11 protein-coding genes are annotated in these 17273 nt (G+C 41.8%); 2 read left to right on the forward strand and 9 right to left on the reverse strand.

Annotated elements, in window-relative coordinates; all coding sequences use genetic code 11:
- Positions 1–408: 408 nt before the first annotated feature.
- Positions 409–4845: a DUF4214 domain-containing protein gene (locus BJR36_RS07810; RefSeq protein ID WP_169823627.1), complete on the reverse strand. Its 4437-nt coding sequence runs from the start codon at positions 4843–4845 to the stop codon at positions 409–411.
- A gap of 422 nt (positions 4846–5267) precedes the next feature.
- On the opposite strand from BJR36_RS07810, the gene BJR36_RS07815 reads away from it, so the two are divergent.
- Complete coding sequence (locus tag BJR36_RS07815; RefSeq protein ID WP_169823628.1) at positions 5268–9815, forward strand: DUF4214 domain-containing protein; 4548 nt, start codon at positions 5268–5270, stop codon at positions 9813–9815.
- A gap of 127 nt (positions 9816–9942) precedes the next feature.
- Entirely contained in the window at positions 9943–11007 is a 1065-nt protein-coding gene (locus BJR36_RS07820) for a Fic family protein (RefSeq protein WP_091232404.1), read from the forward strand.
- A gap of 121 nt (positions 11008–11128) precedes the next feature.
- Here BJR36_RS07820 and BJR36_RS07825 read toward each other — a convergent pair whose 3' ends face one another.
- From BJR36_RS07825 to BJR36_RS07850, 8 genes are all read right to left on the reverse strand, one after another.
- The gene (locus BJR36_RS07825) at positions 11129–11428 is read right to left on the reverse strand and encodes a hypothetical protein (RefSeq protein ID WP_139133529.1); all 300 of its coding nucleotides are present in this window, start codon (positions 11426–11428) and stop codon (positions 11129–11131) included.
- Between the two features lie 104 nt (positions 11429–11532).
- Entirely contained in the window at positions 11533–12873 is a 1341-nt protein-coding gene (locus BJR36_RS07830) for a sigma factor (protein ID WP_091232409.1), read from the reverse strand.
- Positions 12874–12991: 118 nt separating this feature from the next.
- Entirely contained in the window at positions 12992–13468 is a 477-nt protein-coding gene (locus BJR36_RS07835; RefSeq protein ID WP_091232412.1) for a hypothetical protein, read from the reverse strand.
- A 9-nt stretch (positions 13469–13477) separates the two neighbouring features.
- Positions 13478–14215 carry a hypothetical protein gene (locus BJR36_RS07840; protein WP_091232414.1) on the reverse strand — a complete coding sequence of 246 codons (738 nt, stop codon included), beginning with the start codon at positions 14213–14215 and terminating at the stop codon, positions 13478–13480.
- Between the two features lie 79 nt (positions 14216–14294).
- Positions 14295–14741, reverse strand: coding sequence for a hypothetical protein (locus tag BJR36_RS07845; RefSeq protein ID WP_091232417.1), 447 nt, complete (start codon positions 14739–14741; stop codon positions 14295–14297).
- A gap of 9 nt (positions 14742–14750) precedes the next feature.
- Complete coding sequence (locus BJR36_RS20040) at positions 14751–15107, reverse strand: hypothetical protein (protein WP_207648833.1); 357 nt, start codon at positions 15105–15107, stop codon at positions 14751–14753.
- Between the two features lie 611 nt (positions 15108–15718).
- Positions 15719–15841, reverse strand: coding sequence for a hypothetical protein (locus tag BJR36_RS20875; RefSeq protein WP_278276583.1), 123 nt, complete (start codon positions 15839–15841; stop codon positions 15719–15721).
- A gap of 783 nt (positions 15842–16624) precedes the next feature.
- Complete coding sequence (locus BJR36_RS07850) at positions 16625–17224, reverse strand: hypothetical protein (RefSeq protein ID WP_091232421.1); 600 nt, start codon at positions 17222–17224, stop codon at positions 16625–16627.
- Positions 17225–17273: the final 49 nt, after the last annotated feature.

Here is a 17273-nt window from a genome sequence, read left to right on the forward strand (position 1 = left end):
AATCCAGAAACTATTCTGAATAATGACCCTTTTTCTCTCCTTATATACGGGATAGTTATCCACACAAAAGGAGAAAAACATTTATCAATTACCTATATTTGTTTTAAGGTCATTTGGCGAAAAAACGCCTATTGTCATACTTATTATAATCAAACACAAAGACATTTGATTTACACGATAGTCCTTTGTTTTTGTATAATAAATACATTTTTACTTTTTGTAAAAAAGATTTTCTGTGCATTATTCCGAGTATTGATCAAGATGAAATTCGTTCGCCGTTTATTCATTGTTTATTCATTGTTTATTCATTATTTGTTCATTTTTTGTTCATTTTTGTTCATGGTGTCAGGTACCCCTTAAAAAGCCCCTGGCGCTCTCAACAGGCGCCAGGGGTGCTTTCATAATTCCTTATTCTGTAACTAATCCGAAACCACTCATGATTTCATTAAACTCAGGTGAAAAAGCAAATCCGTCCAGAATATCTTCTTTGCTTACTCCATTATCCATACGATCAAGGTGGTACTGCAATCCTCCTGCATCATATTCCCTGTCCATAAAGGTACGGTAAAGAACTTTTACATATTCCTCATCTGCAAGATTTTTATCTTCGAACTCAGGTGAGAAGATAAAATTCTTTGCTACCTGGATTGGATCGATTTCTCCGGAATTTATTGCTTTTGCGTAGTATTCAATTCCTTCTTCCTCTCCGGCTCTTCCCAATGCCTTTGTGTAGATCCGGTTGATGAACATGGTAAGCTGTGCATTCTGATCTCTCTCTGCAGTAAGCGTTACTGTTCCACTGATGATTCCGTAGGAATCGCAGATGTCTTTATATTCTTCTGATTCAGCAAATCCTTTGAATACATAATCCCTTGAAACGCCATTTTCAAGCATGTTCATCCAGTATGCTTTTCCGCCTTCATCAGAAGCACGGTCCATAAAGGTATTGTAGAGCACTTCGACATAGTCGGAATTATTCATGTTGCGGTTCGTGAATTCCGGGCTCTTAATGAAGCTGTATCCAAGATCTGCACCGGTGGTATCGCCCTCGGCAAGTGCTTCCTCGTAATATGCGACCCCATCATCCTCTGCTTCCCTTCCAAGAACCAACTCGTAGAGCCTGTTGATGAAGCTTACTGTTGGATCTTCTGGAACGATTATTGTTATCTCAACCAGTCCTGCTACCGCTGCATTGAGATCCATTACTGCTTTGCTGATTTCTTCCGCTGTCGCATCTGCTTTTGCATCTGCTGCATTTGCTGCTGCGAGTGCTGTCGTATATGCTCCAAAGCTTTCAGTTGTATAGTCATCTGCTATCTTTGCTCCTGCTGCTGCAATTGCCTGGGTAAGTGCTGTCTTATTGACCAGTCCTGCCACTGCTGTTTCCAGTGCTGCCTTTGCCCCATCAATTTCATCCTGGGTTGCCTGTGCATTCCCATTTACTGTATTTGCTGCTGCAAGTGCTGCTGTGTAAGCTGCAAAACTTCCACTTGTATAATCAGAAGCTGTTTTATTTCCAAGTGCAGCAATATAAGCAGCAAGTGCTGTTTTATCACCAGCCGGAACTTCTGTTCCTTCCAGAGCAAATGTTTCTGCAACATCCGCAGGCATCTGGTTTGCATAGTTTCCGATTGAAGAAGCTGCCTGTGCAGGGTTTGCTGCCACATTTGTCACAACGATGTTTCCTGATTCTGTTCCTGCAAGTGCGTATTCAAACACAAATTCTTTTCCTGCATTTCCGGAAGATACCAAAGCGGCTGTTTGATCCACTCCGTTTAACTGGAATTTCAATACAGGAGCTTTCATGGCGATCATCGCCTGGTCGAAGGTTACATTAAATGTAAGCTTTCCATCCGCTTTTGCCATTTCCACATTGGTGATGGATGGTGCTGGTTCAATATACTGTCTTTGTGCCGTTACCCATTCAACATTGAAATCCGCAAACATGATACGATGCCACTGGCCGTTTGCAGCCTCTCCTTCGTACAGAAGACCGATTCTTCCGTTTGGAAGTGCTGTCAGACAGGAATAGGCATATTTGCCGTTCACGATCAGCTGTTCATATGGCCATGTGAATTTGTCTGTCGCTTCATCATAGAAACCGATCCTTACCTTACCATTCATTCTGTCGGTTACAGTTGCGTTTGCAAATACATAAGCTGTTTTACCATCAATCTTTTCAGGCCATTTGATAACCGAAAGCTGACAATATACTTCGGTTAAAGCCGGGTCAATCTGGACTGTATCATTCCATGTAGCTCCGCCATCCGTACTTGTACAGATTACCACTTTGCCACCGCCGACGCCGCTGTTCCTGCAGAACAGTTTCAGGACGCCTGAATTTCCAACTTCAACAACCTGGGATTCCGTAAGGAGTCCGCCGCCCGTCATGGTTTCTGTTACAATGCCATTTCTTCCTTCATTTGCTGACTCTCCCAACGTCCAGGTAACGCCATGGTCATCACTGTACATAACAGCTGAAGACTGGCTGGCACCAACATTTGAATTGGTCATGTATACCGGGATGATAAGACGTCCTGCATGTTCGCCATTTTCGATCTGCATGCCAACGCCAGGGCCGGTGCCGAGGAATTTCATCCAGTCTTTTTTCAGGTATTTTGAAACATCAACAGGATCCGACCATGTCTGACCTTCATCTGAACTCTTAAACATCCACAGATAATTTGTCTTGATAATATTTAAAGAGTCATTCGTTTCTCCGTATAAGAAAATATTTCCTGCATCTGCTCCATTTCTCAGAATCGTTCCTGCCTTGAAGTCAGGTACCGTATATTCGCTTTTTGTAAGAGTTGTGCCATCACTTTCTAATAGGTAGACTGCCTGATCATCGCCTAACACATAGGAGCCTGTGCTTCCTGCAATTGTCCCGTCTCCGAATTTAAGGGTAAGATATCTCTTGTCTCCAACCTGTGTATAACCCGAATTCGTTTCGGTTGGTCCCATCAATGCACTGGATTCAGGGAAGAAATCCATCATGCAGTAGATGTCTTCTGTCGTCTGATCCTGCACCATAACCGCATCGATCAGCAATGAATTTCCACCGCTTCCCGGCGTCGTATCTGCCGGTGGATCATAGACGATCTGCATAGGACTCCAGGTCTTTCCACTGTCCGTACTTCTTCTGACAGCAAAGGAAATGTCGCCTGAATCTCCCCAGCCACTGTTTCTTCTGTCAGCAACTGCTAATACAGTTCCTTTTTTTGTAGTAAGAAGGGATGGGATCCTGTATGCAACTGAACCGACGCCTGGTGTATACAGGTCGACATCAGCTGCCCTGTCTGCTATTTCAGGTACCACCGTTACTGTTTTGTCTACAGTTGCTTCGTGAATGCCAGCAATCTGTTCTGCCGTGCACACATCGCCTGAAACCTGTAAAAATTCGATATCGCCTTTGAATGGCCATAAGTGATCGCCTTTTGTTGCTCTGGACATATCACCGATTCTGACGCAGTTTCCTTCAGCTGAGAGTGCTGATAAGAAATCTTTCTGGGCATTCTCGCTTTTGATGACTTTTCCATCCACATAAATCACGAAAATGCTGTTCGCCTTGTCAAACACATAGGAGACCGTGTGCCATTTTGTGTTTGTAAGGTTTAAACCTGCTGAAACTCTGAGGTTGCTTACAGCCGTATCATTTTTCTGCAGTTCATATCCAACACTGTTGCCTGCAGGACTAACAAAGAAATTCATGTAAGTGCCCGAAGCGTTTTTGTCAGAGATGCTGAAAAGCGTCATAAGGTTGGCAGAGGAATTTGTCATGTCACTGTCCGAACGGTATCTTGCAGTGATAGTACCTTTTTCAAGTATTTTAACACTGTCTGCTTCCGCTGAAAGATCTACAACTGTTGCACTTGTTCCATCCAGGTGCAGATCTCTTTTTTCAAGAGCTGCTGTCAGAATTGCAACTTTTACTGCGCATACAGCCGAACTGCCATCTGCCGAAGTTGCTGTGATAGCGGCATTTCCGCTTGCAACTGCTGTCACAAGGCCTGTTTCGCTTACTGTTGCAACTGAAGTATCGCTGGATGTCCAGGTAACTGCTGACCCTGCAGGCTTTACGGTTGCCTGAAGCTGCTTTTTCTCTCCTGCCGAAGTGAAAAGTGCTGTCGGGGAATCGATGGTGATCCCTGCAGTCATAAATCCCTCCAGATCTGATGAAGAAAGTACCTGGTCATACATTTTTATATTTCTGATAGAGCCGGTAAATGGATAGTTGTTTCCACTTACTCTTGTTCCAGAGCCAAAGCTCATATTATCCGTTGCCACGCCAAGGCTGTTCAAAAATCTCGTATTATAATCTGAACCTGTAAAGCTTCCGACTTTTATGTTATCAAGATAAACGTCATATCCTGTACCGCTTTTATAAGTCATGGCAATCTTGTGCCAGTTTCCGTCAAGGCTGTGTACATCAACCGTTGAATAGATTGCCGGATTCTTTGATCCGTCCCTGATTTCAATACCAACTTTTGTATCTGAACCAGTTGCAGTCACATTCTGCGGCCAGATATACATATTGAAATACTGGTTTGTAGTCGCACCATTTCCATCTGCAAAAAATATTGACTGGAGTCCACTGCTTGTGGTCTTATATTCCATGCAGATCGTAAAATCTGTCAGATTCTTAATACGGTTAACATCTTCGCTGCTGGTTACCGCATAGTAATTTGTACCGTTCGCTACTGCCTGTTCGTTTCCAGCCAGATAGCTCAGAACAGGTGCCGGCAATTCTGCCGCCGATGCGCTTATTGGTGCATAACCAAAGCAGCTCGTTATGCAGACACAGATCAGCAGTAACATTGATAATGCTTTTCTTCCTTTTCTCATCTTTCTCTCCTTTTTCATTTGTTTTAAGGTTATTTGGCGAAAAAACGCCTATTGTCATACTTATTATAAGCAATTCCAATACCTTTTTCTTTACACGATAGTCTCTGATTTTTGTATAATAAACACACTCCTTCTTTTTATTCCGCTTCTTTTTTGTGCACTTTTACAGATACATACACAAGCATCCCTCTTGTGATTTCCAGCTATTTTTTTACGCAAACGTTTGCTCACGCAGGGGTTGACCGTCGAATTCCCACAATGCAATATGGATATGTGCAGCCTGTTTCTGATTTTTGTGTACCAATTACCATATGATTTTACCGGGGGGTATTTTTTATGGAAACGATTCCAGAAACAGTAGCCTGTACAAATGCCTGATGGAGGGCATTTCAACTTTAGGAGAAACGAAAGGAAGGTATTTTATGAAATTTAGAAAAACAGCTGCCCTGTTGGCTGCAATGAGCCTGCTGATCGGCGGAATACCGGTCGGCTTTGGCAGCCCGGTCCGGGTCGAGGCCGCAGCCGGAGACACGAACATTGCACTGGGAACGACAATCGAAGTATCAGGATCGGAAAACGCTGCCAGCTGGCCTGCATCTGCCATGGCAGACGGAATCAAGGACACTGACGCATCCAGATGGTCCTCCGCGCCAATGTCCACTACTACCATACCCACCCAGCCATTTACAGCCCAGTGGGTGATTATGGATCTGGGAAGCACTTCTTCCCAGATAAGCGGTATCGATATCAGCTTCTATAAAAAAGTCTGGTCCACCGAATATGTGATCCAGACCTGTGATACAAAAAGCACTACAGATTCAGACTGGCAGACACTATATACAAAATCACAGCCTGCCGGCGCAACCCTGAACCTGGTGAACACCTTTGACACCCCCTCTACGGCAAAAAGGTTTCTTCGGTTCAAATTCTCCGCCATCAATACGGCGGCTGCATGGAACTGCCTTTCCATCAGGGAGATTGAAGTAACCGGCCAGAAGACCGGAGCCATTCAGACGACGGCGACAGAACAGCTGTCCAGAATCACTACGCTTCCCACTCTCACCCTAACTTCAACAGACGTCCTGTTTCCGGAGGTGGCAGAGGGTTATACTGCTTCCCTGAGAGGAAGCGATCTGGAACCCGTCATTTCCAATGAAGGGAAAGTCACTTCCCACAACATCGGAGCCAGAAATGTAGATGTCATCGTCCAGGTAGTGAATGATTCCGACCCTTCCGATAAGGCGGAAAAGAACATGGTCATTACTGTTCCTGACAAAACCTCCCTCTATCCGCAGATCTACAGGTCCGCAGGCACGCCGAACCAGAAGCCAGAGGTAATTCCGACCCTCCAGGAATGGTATGGCTATGAGGGCGAGTTCCAATATACCCAGGATACCAGGATTATTTTAAATGATGCTGCCGATCTTGATATCACTGATATCGGACAGAGCATGAAAAAAGACCTGCTGGAGATTACCGGTTTTGAGCCGGCTGTCGTGACCGGAACAAGTGCGGATGTCCGTCCTAACGACATCTATATCGAATCCCAGGAGGCGGATACCTATGAGACCGGCGACAACGGCTATTATATGGTAACAGATGAAACGGGGCTGAAAATCTATTCCTCCACCCACACCGGATGCTTTTACGGAACCATCACCGTGGAACAGATCCTGTTCCAGGACAGGGAATCCCTGACCATCCCATGCGGCGTCATCAGGGATTATCCGAAATTCCAGGTACGCGGCCTTATGCTGGATGTGGCCCGTGCGCCTTTCCGCTACCAGGCTATAAAAGACATCGCCAAAACCATGTCCTGGTACAAGATGAGCGAATTCCATCTCCACATTAACGACAACTTTTTCCGTCCGGCGGATTCAGCCAGCCTGTCAGCATGGCAGGGAGTCGAGGCCATGTTCCGCCTTGAAAGCACTACCTTCAAGAGCCTTGGAACCGACATCCATACGGAAGCGAAATATGATTATTACAACAACGTCTATAAAAATCCGCAGTACACAAAAGAGCAATGGAAGGAGCTCCAGGCACTGGGGGCACAGATGGGCGTCCAGGTACTGACTGAAATCGATGCGCCCGGACATTCGGCGGCATTCACAAAGTATTCCTATTATAACCCGGATGATATTTCCTGGCTTGGAACAGACAAGTCCATCCAATGCGCAAGAAACTGGGAACAGCTGTCTCTGACAGGCGACAGCGGTGCAAGGGCAAAGCAGTTCATCACCGCCCTTATGGAAGAATACACAAATCCTGCCGATCCAACCTTCACCAATGAATCCGTTCATATCGGTGCGGACGAATACTGGAATGCAACTGCTGAAGAAAAGACGGCAATGGCATCCTATATCCGGGATATGCACGACCTGCTGACAAAAAATGGAAAGACCATGAGAATGTGGGGACACATAGAACCTTATTTCGGCAACCTGCCGGAAGCGGAACGCAAAGCCTTAAAGGATATCGTACTCGACGTCTGGTGCTCTCAGGGCGAGGGCGGGGACAATGTGACAAAACGCCTTGCTGAAGGCTTCCAGATCGTCAATGTCGATAACCATAACCTTTACAACAATCCCCTCAGGAACAAAAGGGATACCGTCAATGCCGAACATCTTTATGAAAGCTGGAGCCCGTATACCATGAGCGGCGGAGTTGCCGTTAAAAAAGGCGAACCGGGACTGCTCGGCGTCAAAACGGCAGTGTGGGCAGACGTAAACCGCAAAGGCTCTACGGAAAAGGATTTCAGCGACCGCATCACCCGCGCTATTGCAGTAATCAGCGAAAAAACCTGGGGTGCACAGAATGAAAACAGCATGGAGGCCTATGAGACATTCACCTTCCGCTCCCAGCGCCTGAAGGAAGGCCCGGGAACAGGCCTTGGAATGAATATAGAAAGCCGTTCCTCTCTTGTTGCCGATTACGATTTTGCAAATGTAGCCGCTGCTGATCATGAAACAGAGCCTTCTACCCTGTTCGATGCCAGCGGAAACAATTATAATGCCACTGTAAATGGGGGGTCTCTCGTCAAAGAAGACGGCGTAACCTACCTGAAATTTGATTCCGATACCAGTGTAACCACGCCCCTGGAGACCTTAAGCTATCCTTATACAGTCTCCTTCGATTTGAAGGTCAAGGCAGAGGATGCTGCGAAAAACACGCCTGAATCCTCCCTCTTTTCCGGCTATGACGGAAGGCTGCAGATTGCCGCCGAGGATGGAGCCATGTACCTGAACAGGGGCATATTTGAACAGAGTCTGCACTATCAGGTACCACAGGACCAGAAGGTCAGTGTTACCGTCGTTGGCACTTACCAGGTAACCAAGATCTACATTAACAAGAAGCTTTTCAGGGTCATGTACCGCCAGAATGAAGCAGAAACAGACGAGTCCCAGGACAACCTCTCCACCACCTTCTGTTTTCCGCTGAAAACCATCGGAACCGGATTTAATGGATACCTGGCAAATATCAAGGCCTATAACAAAGCCCTTTCACCGGAAGTCATTTCAGGCGCCGAGACAGGTGAATATGTAAACATTGCCCAGAACAAGGGCGCTGCGGGAGATGCCCAGCGCAAGGGACAGGGCAGCCAGGATGTAGTCGATAAGAAGCTCCATGTGGCCTGGAAGGCAGTAGACGGAGACGGCAGAAACGTGGCACCCGGAACCTATACCGGAGCGACCACAGATCCCCACTCCCAATGGATGGGATTTTATGACGGCACCGATTCCCTTACCCTTGATCTTGGAAAAGTTTATCCTCTGTCCAAAGCGGTGATCCAGTGGAACGCACCAGGGTATGCTTCCAGCTTCAAGATCCAGACCTCAAATGATGGAAAAACATGGACTGACAGCATTACCGTAACAGGAAATACCAGCGACCTGAGCCGCCTGCAGTTCGAACCAGGCACCAGCGCCAGATACGTGAAAATGCAGGGAATTGCCCGAAACGGCGCAAACGGCTACTCCATCCAGGAATTCGAAGTCTATGAAGCGGTAGATAAGACGCAGCTGCGTACTGCTGTCGTGGAAGCGGAAGAATTACTTGGGGAAAACGAAATCCAGTTTGGTATGGTCCCAGAGGGCTATGAGGATTTATTTGAAACAGCAGTTTTTGCAAAAGCCCTCCTGAACAGCCCGGTGGCTGAAGGTGCAGAGGTAGCGGCAGCCCTTTCCGGACTGACCAGAGCCATTGCTGATGCAGAAGAGATCGTCCCTGATCCGGATCTCACCGATATACAGCGCTTTATATCCAGAATTTACAACAAGATCCTGGACAGGGAACCTGATACGGATGGCATGACCTATTACAACGATCTTCTGGTGAACAATTCACTGACCGGAGCCCAGATCGGATACAACTTTATCTTCAGTGAGGAATTTACAGACCGCAGCCTGTCCAATGGCGACTATGTGGAAGTCCTTTACAATACCTTTATGGACAGAAGTTCAGATGCTGATGGAAAGGCCTACTGGGTCAATTTCCTTGACAATGGCGTTTCCAGAGAATTTGTCTTCAAGGGATTTGTGGAATCTTCCGAATATACCGGAATCTGCAGTGAAACCGGAATAACAAGAGGAACTGTGGCATTAGACAGCTACCGGGACAAAAACCCGCAGCTGACCATGTTTATCAGCCGCATGTATCTGGAAGCGCTGGGAAGGGCTCCGGAAATACCAGGCCTTGAATACTATGCGGAAAAGCTGATTCTTGGAGAAGTATCACCAGTTCAGGTCTCACAGAACTTCATCATCTCCCCGGAATTCGAGAGCCGGAACCTGTCAGATTCTGAGTTCATAAAGGTGCTCTACAGGACTTTTATGGGCAGGGAATTTGACGAAGGGGGACTGCAGTACCACCTGAACAGGCTTACGAATCATACAAGCAGGGAAGACATTCTTCGTGGATTTGCTTTTTCTCCTGAATTTGAGAACATTAGGAAGGGGTTCGGGCTATAGTCATGTAGCCTTTGAGATTATACCCATACAAGGTATACAGTCAGATGCCTTATTAGCTTGTTATTTGCATCAAATAGTGATAAAATGATGCAAATAACAACTATTGATGCAAATAAAAGGAGAAAACATGAGAGCATTCAACTATAAGACGCTACCTGCAGAATTAATGGATCCTGAAATATTCAATATGATATCGCAGATTCATGAATACAAAGGCAGACAGGAATTATATATAGAAGCGGCGCCGGATGTATTGACCTCTTTACTCGAAATTGCAAAAATCCAAAGTACGGGAGCATCAAACAGAATTGAGGGGATTTATACTTCTGAAGCCAGATTAGCCGAATTGATAAAAGAAAAGGCGGAGCCAAAAAATCGCTCCGAACGTGAAATAGTAGGATACCGGGAAGTATTGACCACAATCCACGAAAGCTATGAATATATAACTCCTAGATCCAACACCATTTTGCAGCTTCACAGAGACCTGTATTCATACAGCGAGTCTTCTGTTGGCGGATCTTGGAAAAATGCAGATAATCAGATTACAGAAGAAGATGCATCCGGCAAAAAGAAAGTTCGTTTCAGGCCAGTATCCTCTTTTGAGACACCAGACCATATGAAAAGATTATGTAACGAATTTATCTCTGCCGTAGAAGCTGGAAAATACGACCCGCTTTTGCTGATTCCAATATTTATACTAGATTTCCTTTGCGTACATCCTTTCAATGACGGAAACGGCAGAATGAGCAGATTACTGACACTGCTTTTATTGTATCGTGCAGGCTATATTGCGGGAAAATATGTCAGTGTTGAAATGAGCATAGAGAAGACAAAAGAAACTTACTACGAGGTCCTGCAGGAAAGCTCGTTTGGCTGGCACGAAGAAAAAAACACATATCTTCCGTTTGTGCGATACTATCTTGGAATCATTTTGAAAACGTACAGAGAGTTTCAGGACAGGGTGGATTATTTGCGCTACCGCAATTTATCGAAACCAGAAAGAGTTAAGGCTGTTTTTGAGAAGAAACTAGGGAAGATCACCAAAAAGGAGATTATGGAGCTGTGTCCGGATATCAGCGTGATTACGATTGAGAGGGCATTGAGCGAATTGTTGAATGAGGGATATCTTGAGAAGATTGGTGCAGGACGTGGTACCGCCTATATAAAAAAGGATATTCATTCACAACCCTGATTCTCCAGTTCTCTGGCAATTATGCCAGAGTTGAAGCGGCAACAGAAGACACTTCGAAGAACGGGGGCGCTGAACAATTAGCCAATAAACAACTTATAGCTTCATAAAACAAAAAAACAAATTATCTTAGCGGCTTTATTTTACTGAACAAATCATCTATTTTATCGAAAAACTTTTTTATCAACCCCTTTTCCTTTTTATGATCCTGACATTTATAAGTAATCATAAAAAAATCGATAACACCGAATAAATGAGTGGATAGGAACGTTTCATACAAATACTTGTCATAAAAAAAGATGGTATTTATGAGCATCGCTATTAAATATAGATAGCCAATCGTCCTGATTGCAATTATGATGCTCTTTCTATTCATAAATGCACTGATGTTTTTCTTATATAGCTCTTTTTTCTTCAAGATCATCTGTTTCTCCTTTCTGCAAGCAGGGTGTAGCGTTATTTGGCCGCAACCAAATTGCTGATTTTGCAATTTGTATGCATCATTTTTAACCATTAAAGACGTAATCCTTAATGGTTAAAAAATGATAATTTCACATCCTGGATATCAGCATAAACCACAGATCCGTCTTTTACCATATTCAAGAAGTCCTGTTTTCTTATATACCCGTAAACTCCGATCGAATAAAGTCCGTCTTCCTCTATTTCAGATATTCTCAGTTCTCTTAATTCCTGTTCCCTTTCCAAATTAACCGGATCCCCAATACAGCTGTTCATAAGCTTCATAAAGTCTGGATTGTCATTCAGGATCTGAAGCCTGGAACGATAACACTCCTCTAGTTCTTCCGCAGTACATTCTGACGCATCTTTTCCCAGCATTAACGACGGATATTTTTCTTTCACCTGATTATTAAAATCATATCCTATTACCTGCATTAAATTAATTCCATCATAGGTGCCTTCAACAAACCGCTCCTTTGAGTCCAGGCCTATCCATACAAATCTCGAATCAGGGTAAACTTTCAGGAACTCTAAAGTTTCTTCAAGTGGGATACTTTCAGGAAAGCTTATGGATGCCTTTAACACTGCTGATTCCGGCAGTTTTTCGATTTCTTCTATCTTTTCTTCCGTAATGCCCAGAATCCCTTTTACATAACTTTTACTTGGGGTTTCTTTACTGTCATTATAAAACTCTGATATTTTTACTGCCAGGTTCGTCTCATCTGATATCATTTCTATGGATAATTTGTTTCTTTTCACTTCAAAGACAGTATTATATTGCCCATTGATTACCAAAGGTGAAAAATCATCCTGAACCTTGGCTTTTACGAGATACTTACCAAACCCTGAACTCTCGGACTCTTCTTCAACCGGATAATATACTCTTCCAGGATAATTCAACCCGATATAAATATCCATCAACAGGTTGAAATCCGAATACGCCAATTTCGACTCCAGGTAGGGCGAACTTTTTTCAGGATTATAAAAAATCTGATCAAATAGATTGGAGATGATTAAAATAGCTCCGGCGATTCCAAGAAAGATAAGCAGGACGCTTCTGAACACTCTTTTGTTGATCTGCTTTTCCATCGTCTTTTTCAGATTCTTTTCTGCTGAAAAATCCACAGGCATTTCTTCGTCCAGGTTTAATGCTTCTTCAAATTCTTTTTCATTCATTTCTGCTCCGCTTACAAAACGCTTTCTGCCTTTATAAAGGTTTATAAATTCATTTCTGATCACTGTATAAATCCAGGCCTTGAAATTCCCTTTTTCAAAACATAAGATTGATTTTAAGAAAGCATTCGCCACCAGATCCTCCGCATCTTCTTTGCGTTTCGTCAGGGAAAGGGCAAATAGAAATAAGGAGCGATAATGCTGCCGGTAATACTGAATAAGTTCATCGTTCTCCATGTTTTAATCCCTCCCCCTTCTGTCTATACTTTTAAAACAATGATATGAAAGAAAATTTACATTCAAATTTTAATGTTTTTGATTAATTTCAAATTTTATGGTACCTGGTACCAATCATTTATAAATTTGTTTTCTTAGTGCTCCAATTACTTGTTGATATAGATGCTATCACTCCAACTAATACCCAAATTAATAAATAAGGTATTTTATAAGTACTTTTCCAAACAAAATCCAGTATATAAATTGATGATATAGGTATAAAGCGAAACAAATAGGGAATGAAGCCTATTACATTTAAAAAGAATAGTAAATATCCAATAAATATTATTCCAAGGACTATTCTGCCTATTATTGTCAAATATCTATTTACGCCTTTATTTGATAGAAAGTCAATACTTAAAAATCCCATAATCAAGTAAGTAACAGTAACGTAAGTCATTGGCAGAACTACAAATCTAGCCACTAAGGAAGCTCTTATAAATATTAGCGACTCATACATTATTGTTTGTTCTCTGTCTAAAAATAAAGCCAGAAATATAAATTCAACAATAAGAATTCCTAAATTAATTATTGTCCTTTTCTTTCTATTTTCCATACTTTTCACCTAATGCATTTCATGTGTATATGTTAAAGTGCTAGTAGTTCCATTTGAATATATAAGCGGTATACTATATTTTACACCTTTATAATAATCAAGAACATTAGCTATAATTGGTTGCCATGAAGACGGAACCGAATAAAGTTGTCCATAATTTATAGATGAAAAACTTAATGTTTGACCATATAATTCTGATGCATTACCAGAATCACCAATAGTTCCTATCTGTTGAGCTTTTGCAGATGCATTTCTAAAACCATCGAATGGGGCAGAAGTAATTATTTCTCTTTCTAATTTAAAAGAAATCAAATCCACCAGAGGTTGAGAATAATTTCCATTATAATAAGTTCTAGAGTAGTTCAAGGTACTTGTAAAATAGATGTAGCCATATTGTGAAGTAAAAGATTCAGAAGAACCTTTAGCAGCTTTTATGTCAGAGATAACTTTATCATTATTTTCTTTTGCTTCTTCAGTATAAGGAATATATACTGTACATGAATCATTAGATGCTTTTGTATCACTATTTATTTTAGAATCACTACTTGTCTTGGTTTCTGTAGTGTAAAGTGATTTAACATCAATACTCATTGGTACTTCAATCATTTTATCGTCTATCATAACTGTTGTAGTTGTTAAAATTTTTGTATCATCAGATTTTGATTCAGCTGCAAAACAATTTGCTGGAGCTATTAACATAGAGGATACTAAAATCAAACTAAATAATTGTGCAATTACTTTTTTCATAATTTTCCTTCCTTTCGCTAATTACATTTTTTTAATACAATATGGTATCCATTGCAGCAGTATTATTTACAGAGAAATTTTATGGTACCTGGTACCAAGATATAGAAGTTATCGCTCCAGCTCCCACCCAGATCAGGATGTAAGGTATTTTATATGTGCAATTCCAGAAAAATACCACCATACTAACTGCTGATACAGGCTTAAATAAATAAGGAATGACGCCAAGCAAATTTCCCAGGAATATAAAATATACAGCCAATAATACACCAATTACAATTCTACCTGTTCTTTTTAAGTATCTGTTTATACCTTTTTTTAATGGGAAAACAACACTCAAAAGTTCCATGACCAGATATGTTGCAGTGAAGTAAGTCATTGGCAGAAATAAATATCTTGCTAATAAAGAACAATACCTAAATATCAGATAATTAGCAGTTGCCATTTTATCGCCTAAAAATATAGCCAGGAATATAAATTCAACAATTAGAATACCTAAATTAATGATAGTTTTTCTCTTTCTAATCATAATTTTCTCCTATCTCATACTATGAATATAGGTACAAGTGCTTGTCGTTCCATTTGCATATATGATCGGTATGGAATATTTCACGCCTTTAAATCCCTCAACATAATCACTTAAAACTGCTAACCATTCCGAAGGAGCAGCATAAAGTGTCCCATAAGAAATATTCGAATATGTTTTTAATTGATTGTTTAATACTGCAGGATTTCCAGGACCTCCAATAGTACCTACTTGACTAACTAAGGCCGTTGCTCTTCTAAAACCGTCAAAAGGAGCACTAGTATATATTTCTCGTTCTAATTTAAAAGAAATCAATTTTACCAAAACATAGTCATAAGAGCCATTGTAATAACTTCTATTATAATTCAATGTACTCGTAAAGGTAATATACCCATTTATTTGAACCAAATCACGCATGCTGCGTGATAGCCCTCTCTATTTTTTGCTGTTCCATATTGCCTTGGAGCAGCTTTTCTTTTACAATTAACTCATCTTAGATAAAGGAATAGCCCCACAGATGAGTGCTTTGTTTGCCGACGTCGCGTCTCATACTGTAGGGCTTCTACGTGTATGAGTATATCGTCTTTTTCAGCTTTTTTCAAGTCTATTCGTGCTCCGCCTGTAAAGATTTTTGTTACTTAACAACCATCTTTTACAGGAGGGCTCATTTCATGAATGAAGCAAATACAAACTATCTGAAACAGCATATTGACATCCTTACAACTCTGATAATGACAAACCGAAAAGTCGCCTGAAACAGGACGGCTTATGAAGCATACCATAAACAGGATATATTTTTGCTATATCATCCTCCAACAGAAGATTTATCTGAGCTGTCTGTCTGATAAATGGCATATCCACATCTGTTGGCAGACCTTCAAAACTGCATATACCGTCCGCATGCGTGACTTGGTTCAAAGGAAAAGTACTAAATCAGGGGCTTGAAGTATTTCTCAAGCTCTTGATTTTGAGCCCCTGACTTAGAACTTTTCTAATCTATTCGTCTCATCAGATTTTGACTCAACCGCAAAACAATTTGCTGGAGCTCTTAACATAGAGAATACTAAAATCAAACTAAATAATTGTGCAATTACTTTTTTCATAATTTTCCTTCCTTTCGCTAATTACATTTTTTTAATACAATATGGTATCCATTGCAGCAGCATTATTTACAGAAGAATGAACAATGTATGTCTCAGTAGAATTTACATATAGCTTTGATACGTTCATTCTTTCGACAAATTATCCCAATTATTATATTCACTCTTAACTTCACCAATAATTGGTGCGCTTAAACTGATATACATATAAACAGTTAATGGATCAATATAAATTCACCCCCAGTCTAAACTATACGCATTAGATGTTATAAAGAAAAACATCGTCCTAACTGTAACTGAAAAAAGAAAATATCCGTTTATTAAAGAACATGATTGTATTATCATATTTATTGTAATCAAAATCAAATTCTTTTTATTTGCACTATAATGCTCTTTTTTTGCACAAAAAATCAATTTCATATCATTTTACAAGCAATTTTAACTGAAAACTTATCACATTTCCCACCAGAATACTGTCAATATATTCATGCAAGTGAAGCACCTCGTACCCTTTACGAGACAGCCCTTGCCCAAGCATCAACTTCTCGCAGGTGCTCCTGGAGGCTCGGCTGACAAGAATTGCAGGATAATGACAAATATTTTATTAAAATCAGTATTTACAACGAATCATGCTACACAAAAAGAACTGCCTTTTGATTCCTCAAAGGCAGTTCTTCTCTATTTTTATACATCAATCTAAGCTCTCTGAATCGCTCCCGGATTTTCCATCACCTAATTCTCAACGATCCTGGATCTTATGTCATCCCTGTTCCCAGATATTCATTCCTATTTTTCCTTAAAAATAATCTTCAATATCGGGAAAAACACCCAGAAGGAAATCACGCAGTTGATCAGCATCGTAACGATGTCCGCTGCCGTCATGCCTGCTTTCTGTCCCATCAGGTCCATGAGCATTGTGTAGATCGGCGTTTTGTAAAGTCCCTGCAGTGCCGCGGCGCCTATGGAAATGATGACCCAGGCAATGAAGTACCATGCTGCGGCTTTTTTTATGTTCGTCTTCGACTTGAAGGTCACATTTCTCTGCAGGAAGAAGTTGATGACCTGAGCGACCAGAAGGGTGATCTCCACTGCCAGGAAGTAGGCAAGGCCTCCGCCGCCGCCTTCCGTCATGCTCCCTGCCGCATAATCAAATATGTAGTAGATGCTTCCGTCCAGGTTATGTCCCACTGAAAGGGCCTGGAAATTCGTGCTTACCAGTGATGTGAAGCTGAAGATGTATTTGATCAGCGGCATCATCACCATCTGGAGCACCGTTACCCCGTTGCTTATCATAAAGAACAGGACAAATTGGGCAATCCCCGGATGCTTTTCTTCAAAACGGTTCCATGCTCCTGTTTTCAGTTCTGTATCTGTTGTTTTTTCCATCTTTATTTCTCCTGTTCCCGTTATTTCTTTGAAGGCCAGATATTTCTTC

Source organism: Anaerobium acetethylicum (assembly GCF_900096945.1).
Classification (GTDB): domain Bacteria; phylum Bacillota; class Clostridia; order Lachnospirales; family Lachnospiraceae; genus Anaerobium; species Anaerobium acetethylicum.

Coding starts and splice junctions, on each gene's coding strand:
- BJR36_RS07810 (WP_169823627.1), bottom strand. CDS start 4,845: ATGAGAAAAGGAAGAAAAGCATTATCAATGTTACTGCTGATCTGTGTC.
- BJR36_RS07815 (WP_169823628.1), top strand. CDS start 5,268: ATGAAATTTAGAAAAACAGCTGCCCTGTTGGCTGCAATGAGCCTGCTG.
- BJR36_RS07820 (WP_091232404.1), top strand. CDS start 9,943: ATGAGAGCATTCAACTATAAGACGCTACCTGCAGAATTAATGGATCCT.
- BJR36_RS07825 (WP_139133529.1), bottom strand. CDS start 11,428: ATGATCTTGAAGAAAAAAGAGCTATATAAGAAAAACATCAGTGCATTT.
- BJR36_RS07830 (WP_091232409.1), bottom strand. CDS start 12,873: ATGGAGAACGATGAACTTATTCAGTATTACCGGCAGCATTATCGCTCC.
- BJR36_RS07835 (WP_091232412.1), bottom strand. CDS start 13,468: ATGGAAAATAGAAAGAAAAGGACAATAATTAATTTAGGAATTCTTATT.
- BJR36_RS07840 (WP_091232414.1), bottom strand. CDS start 14,215: ATGAAAAAAGTAATTGCACAATTATTTAGTTTGATTTTAGTATCCTCT.
- BJR36_RS07845 (WP_091232417.1), bottom strand. CDS start 14,741: ATGATTAGAAAGAGAAAAACTATCATTAATTTAGGTATTCTAATTGTT.
- BJR36_RS20875 (WP_278276583.1), bottom strand. CDS start 15,841: ATGAAAAAAGTAATTGCACAATTATTTAGTTTGATTTTAGTATTCTCT.
- BJR36_RS07850 (WP_091232421.1), bottom strand. CDS start 17,224: ATGGAAAAAACAACAGATACAGAACTGAAAACAGGAGCATGGAACCGT.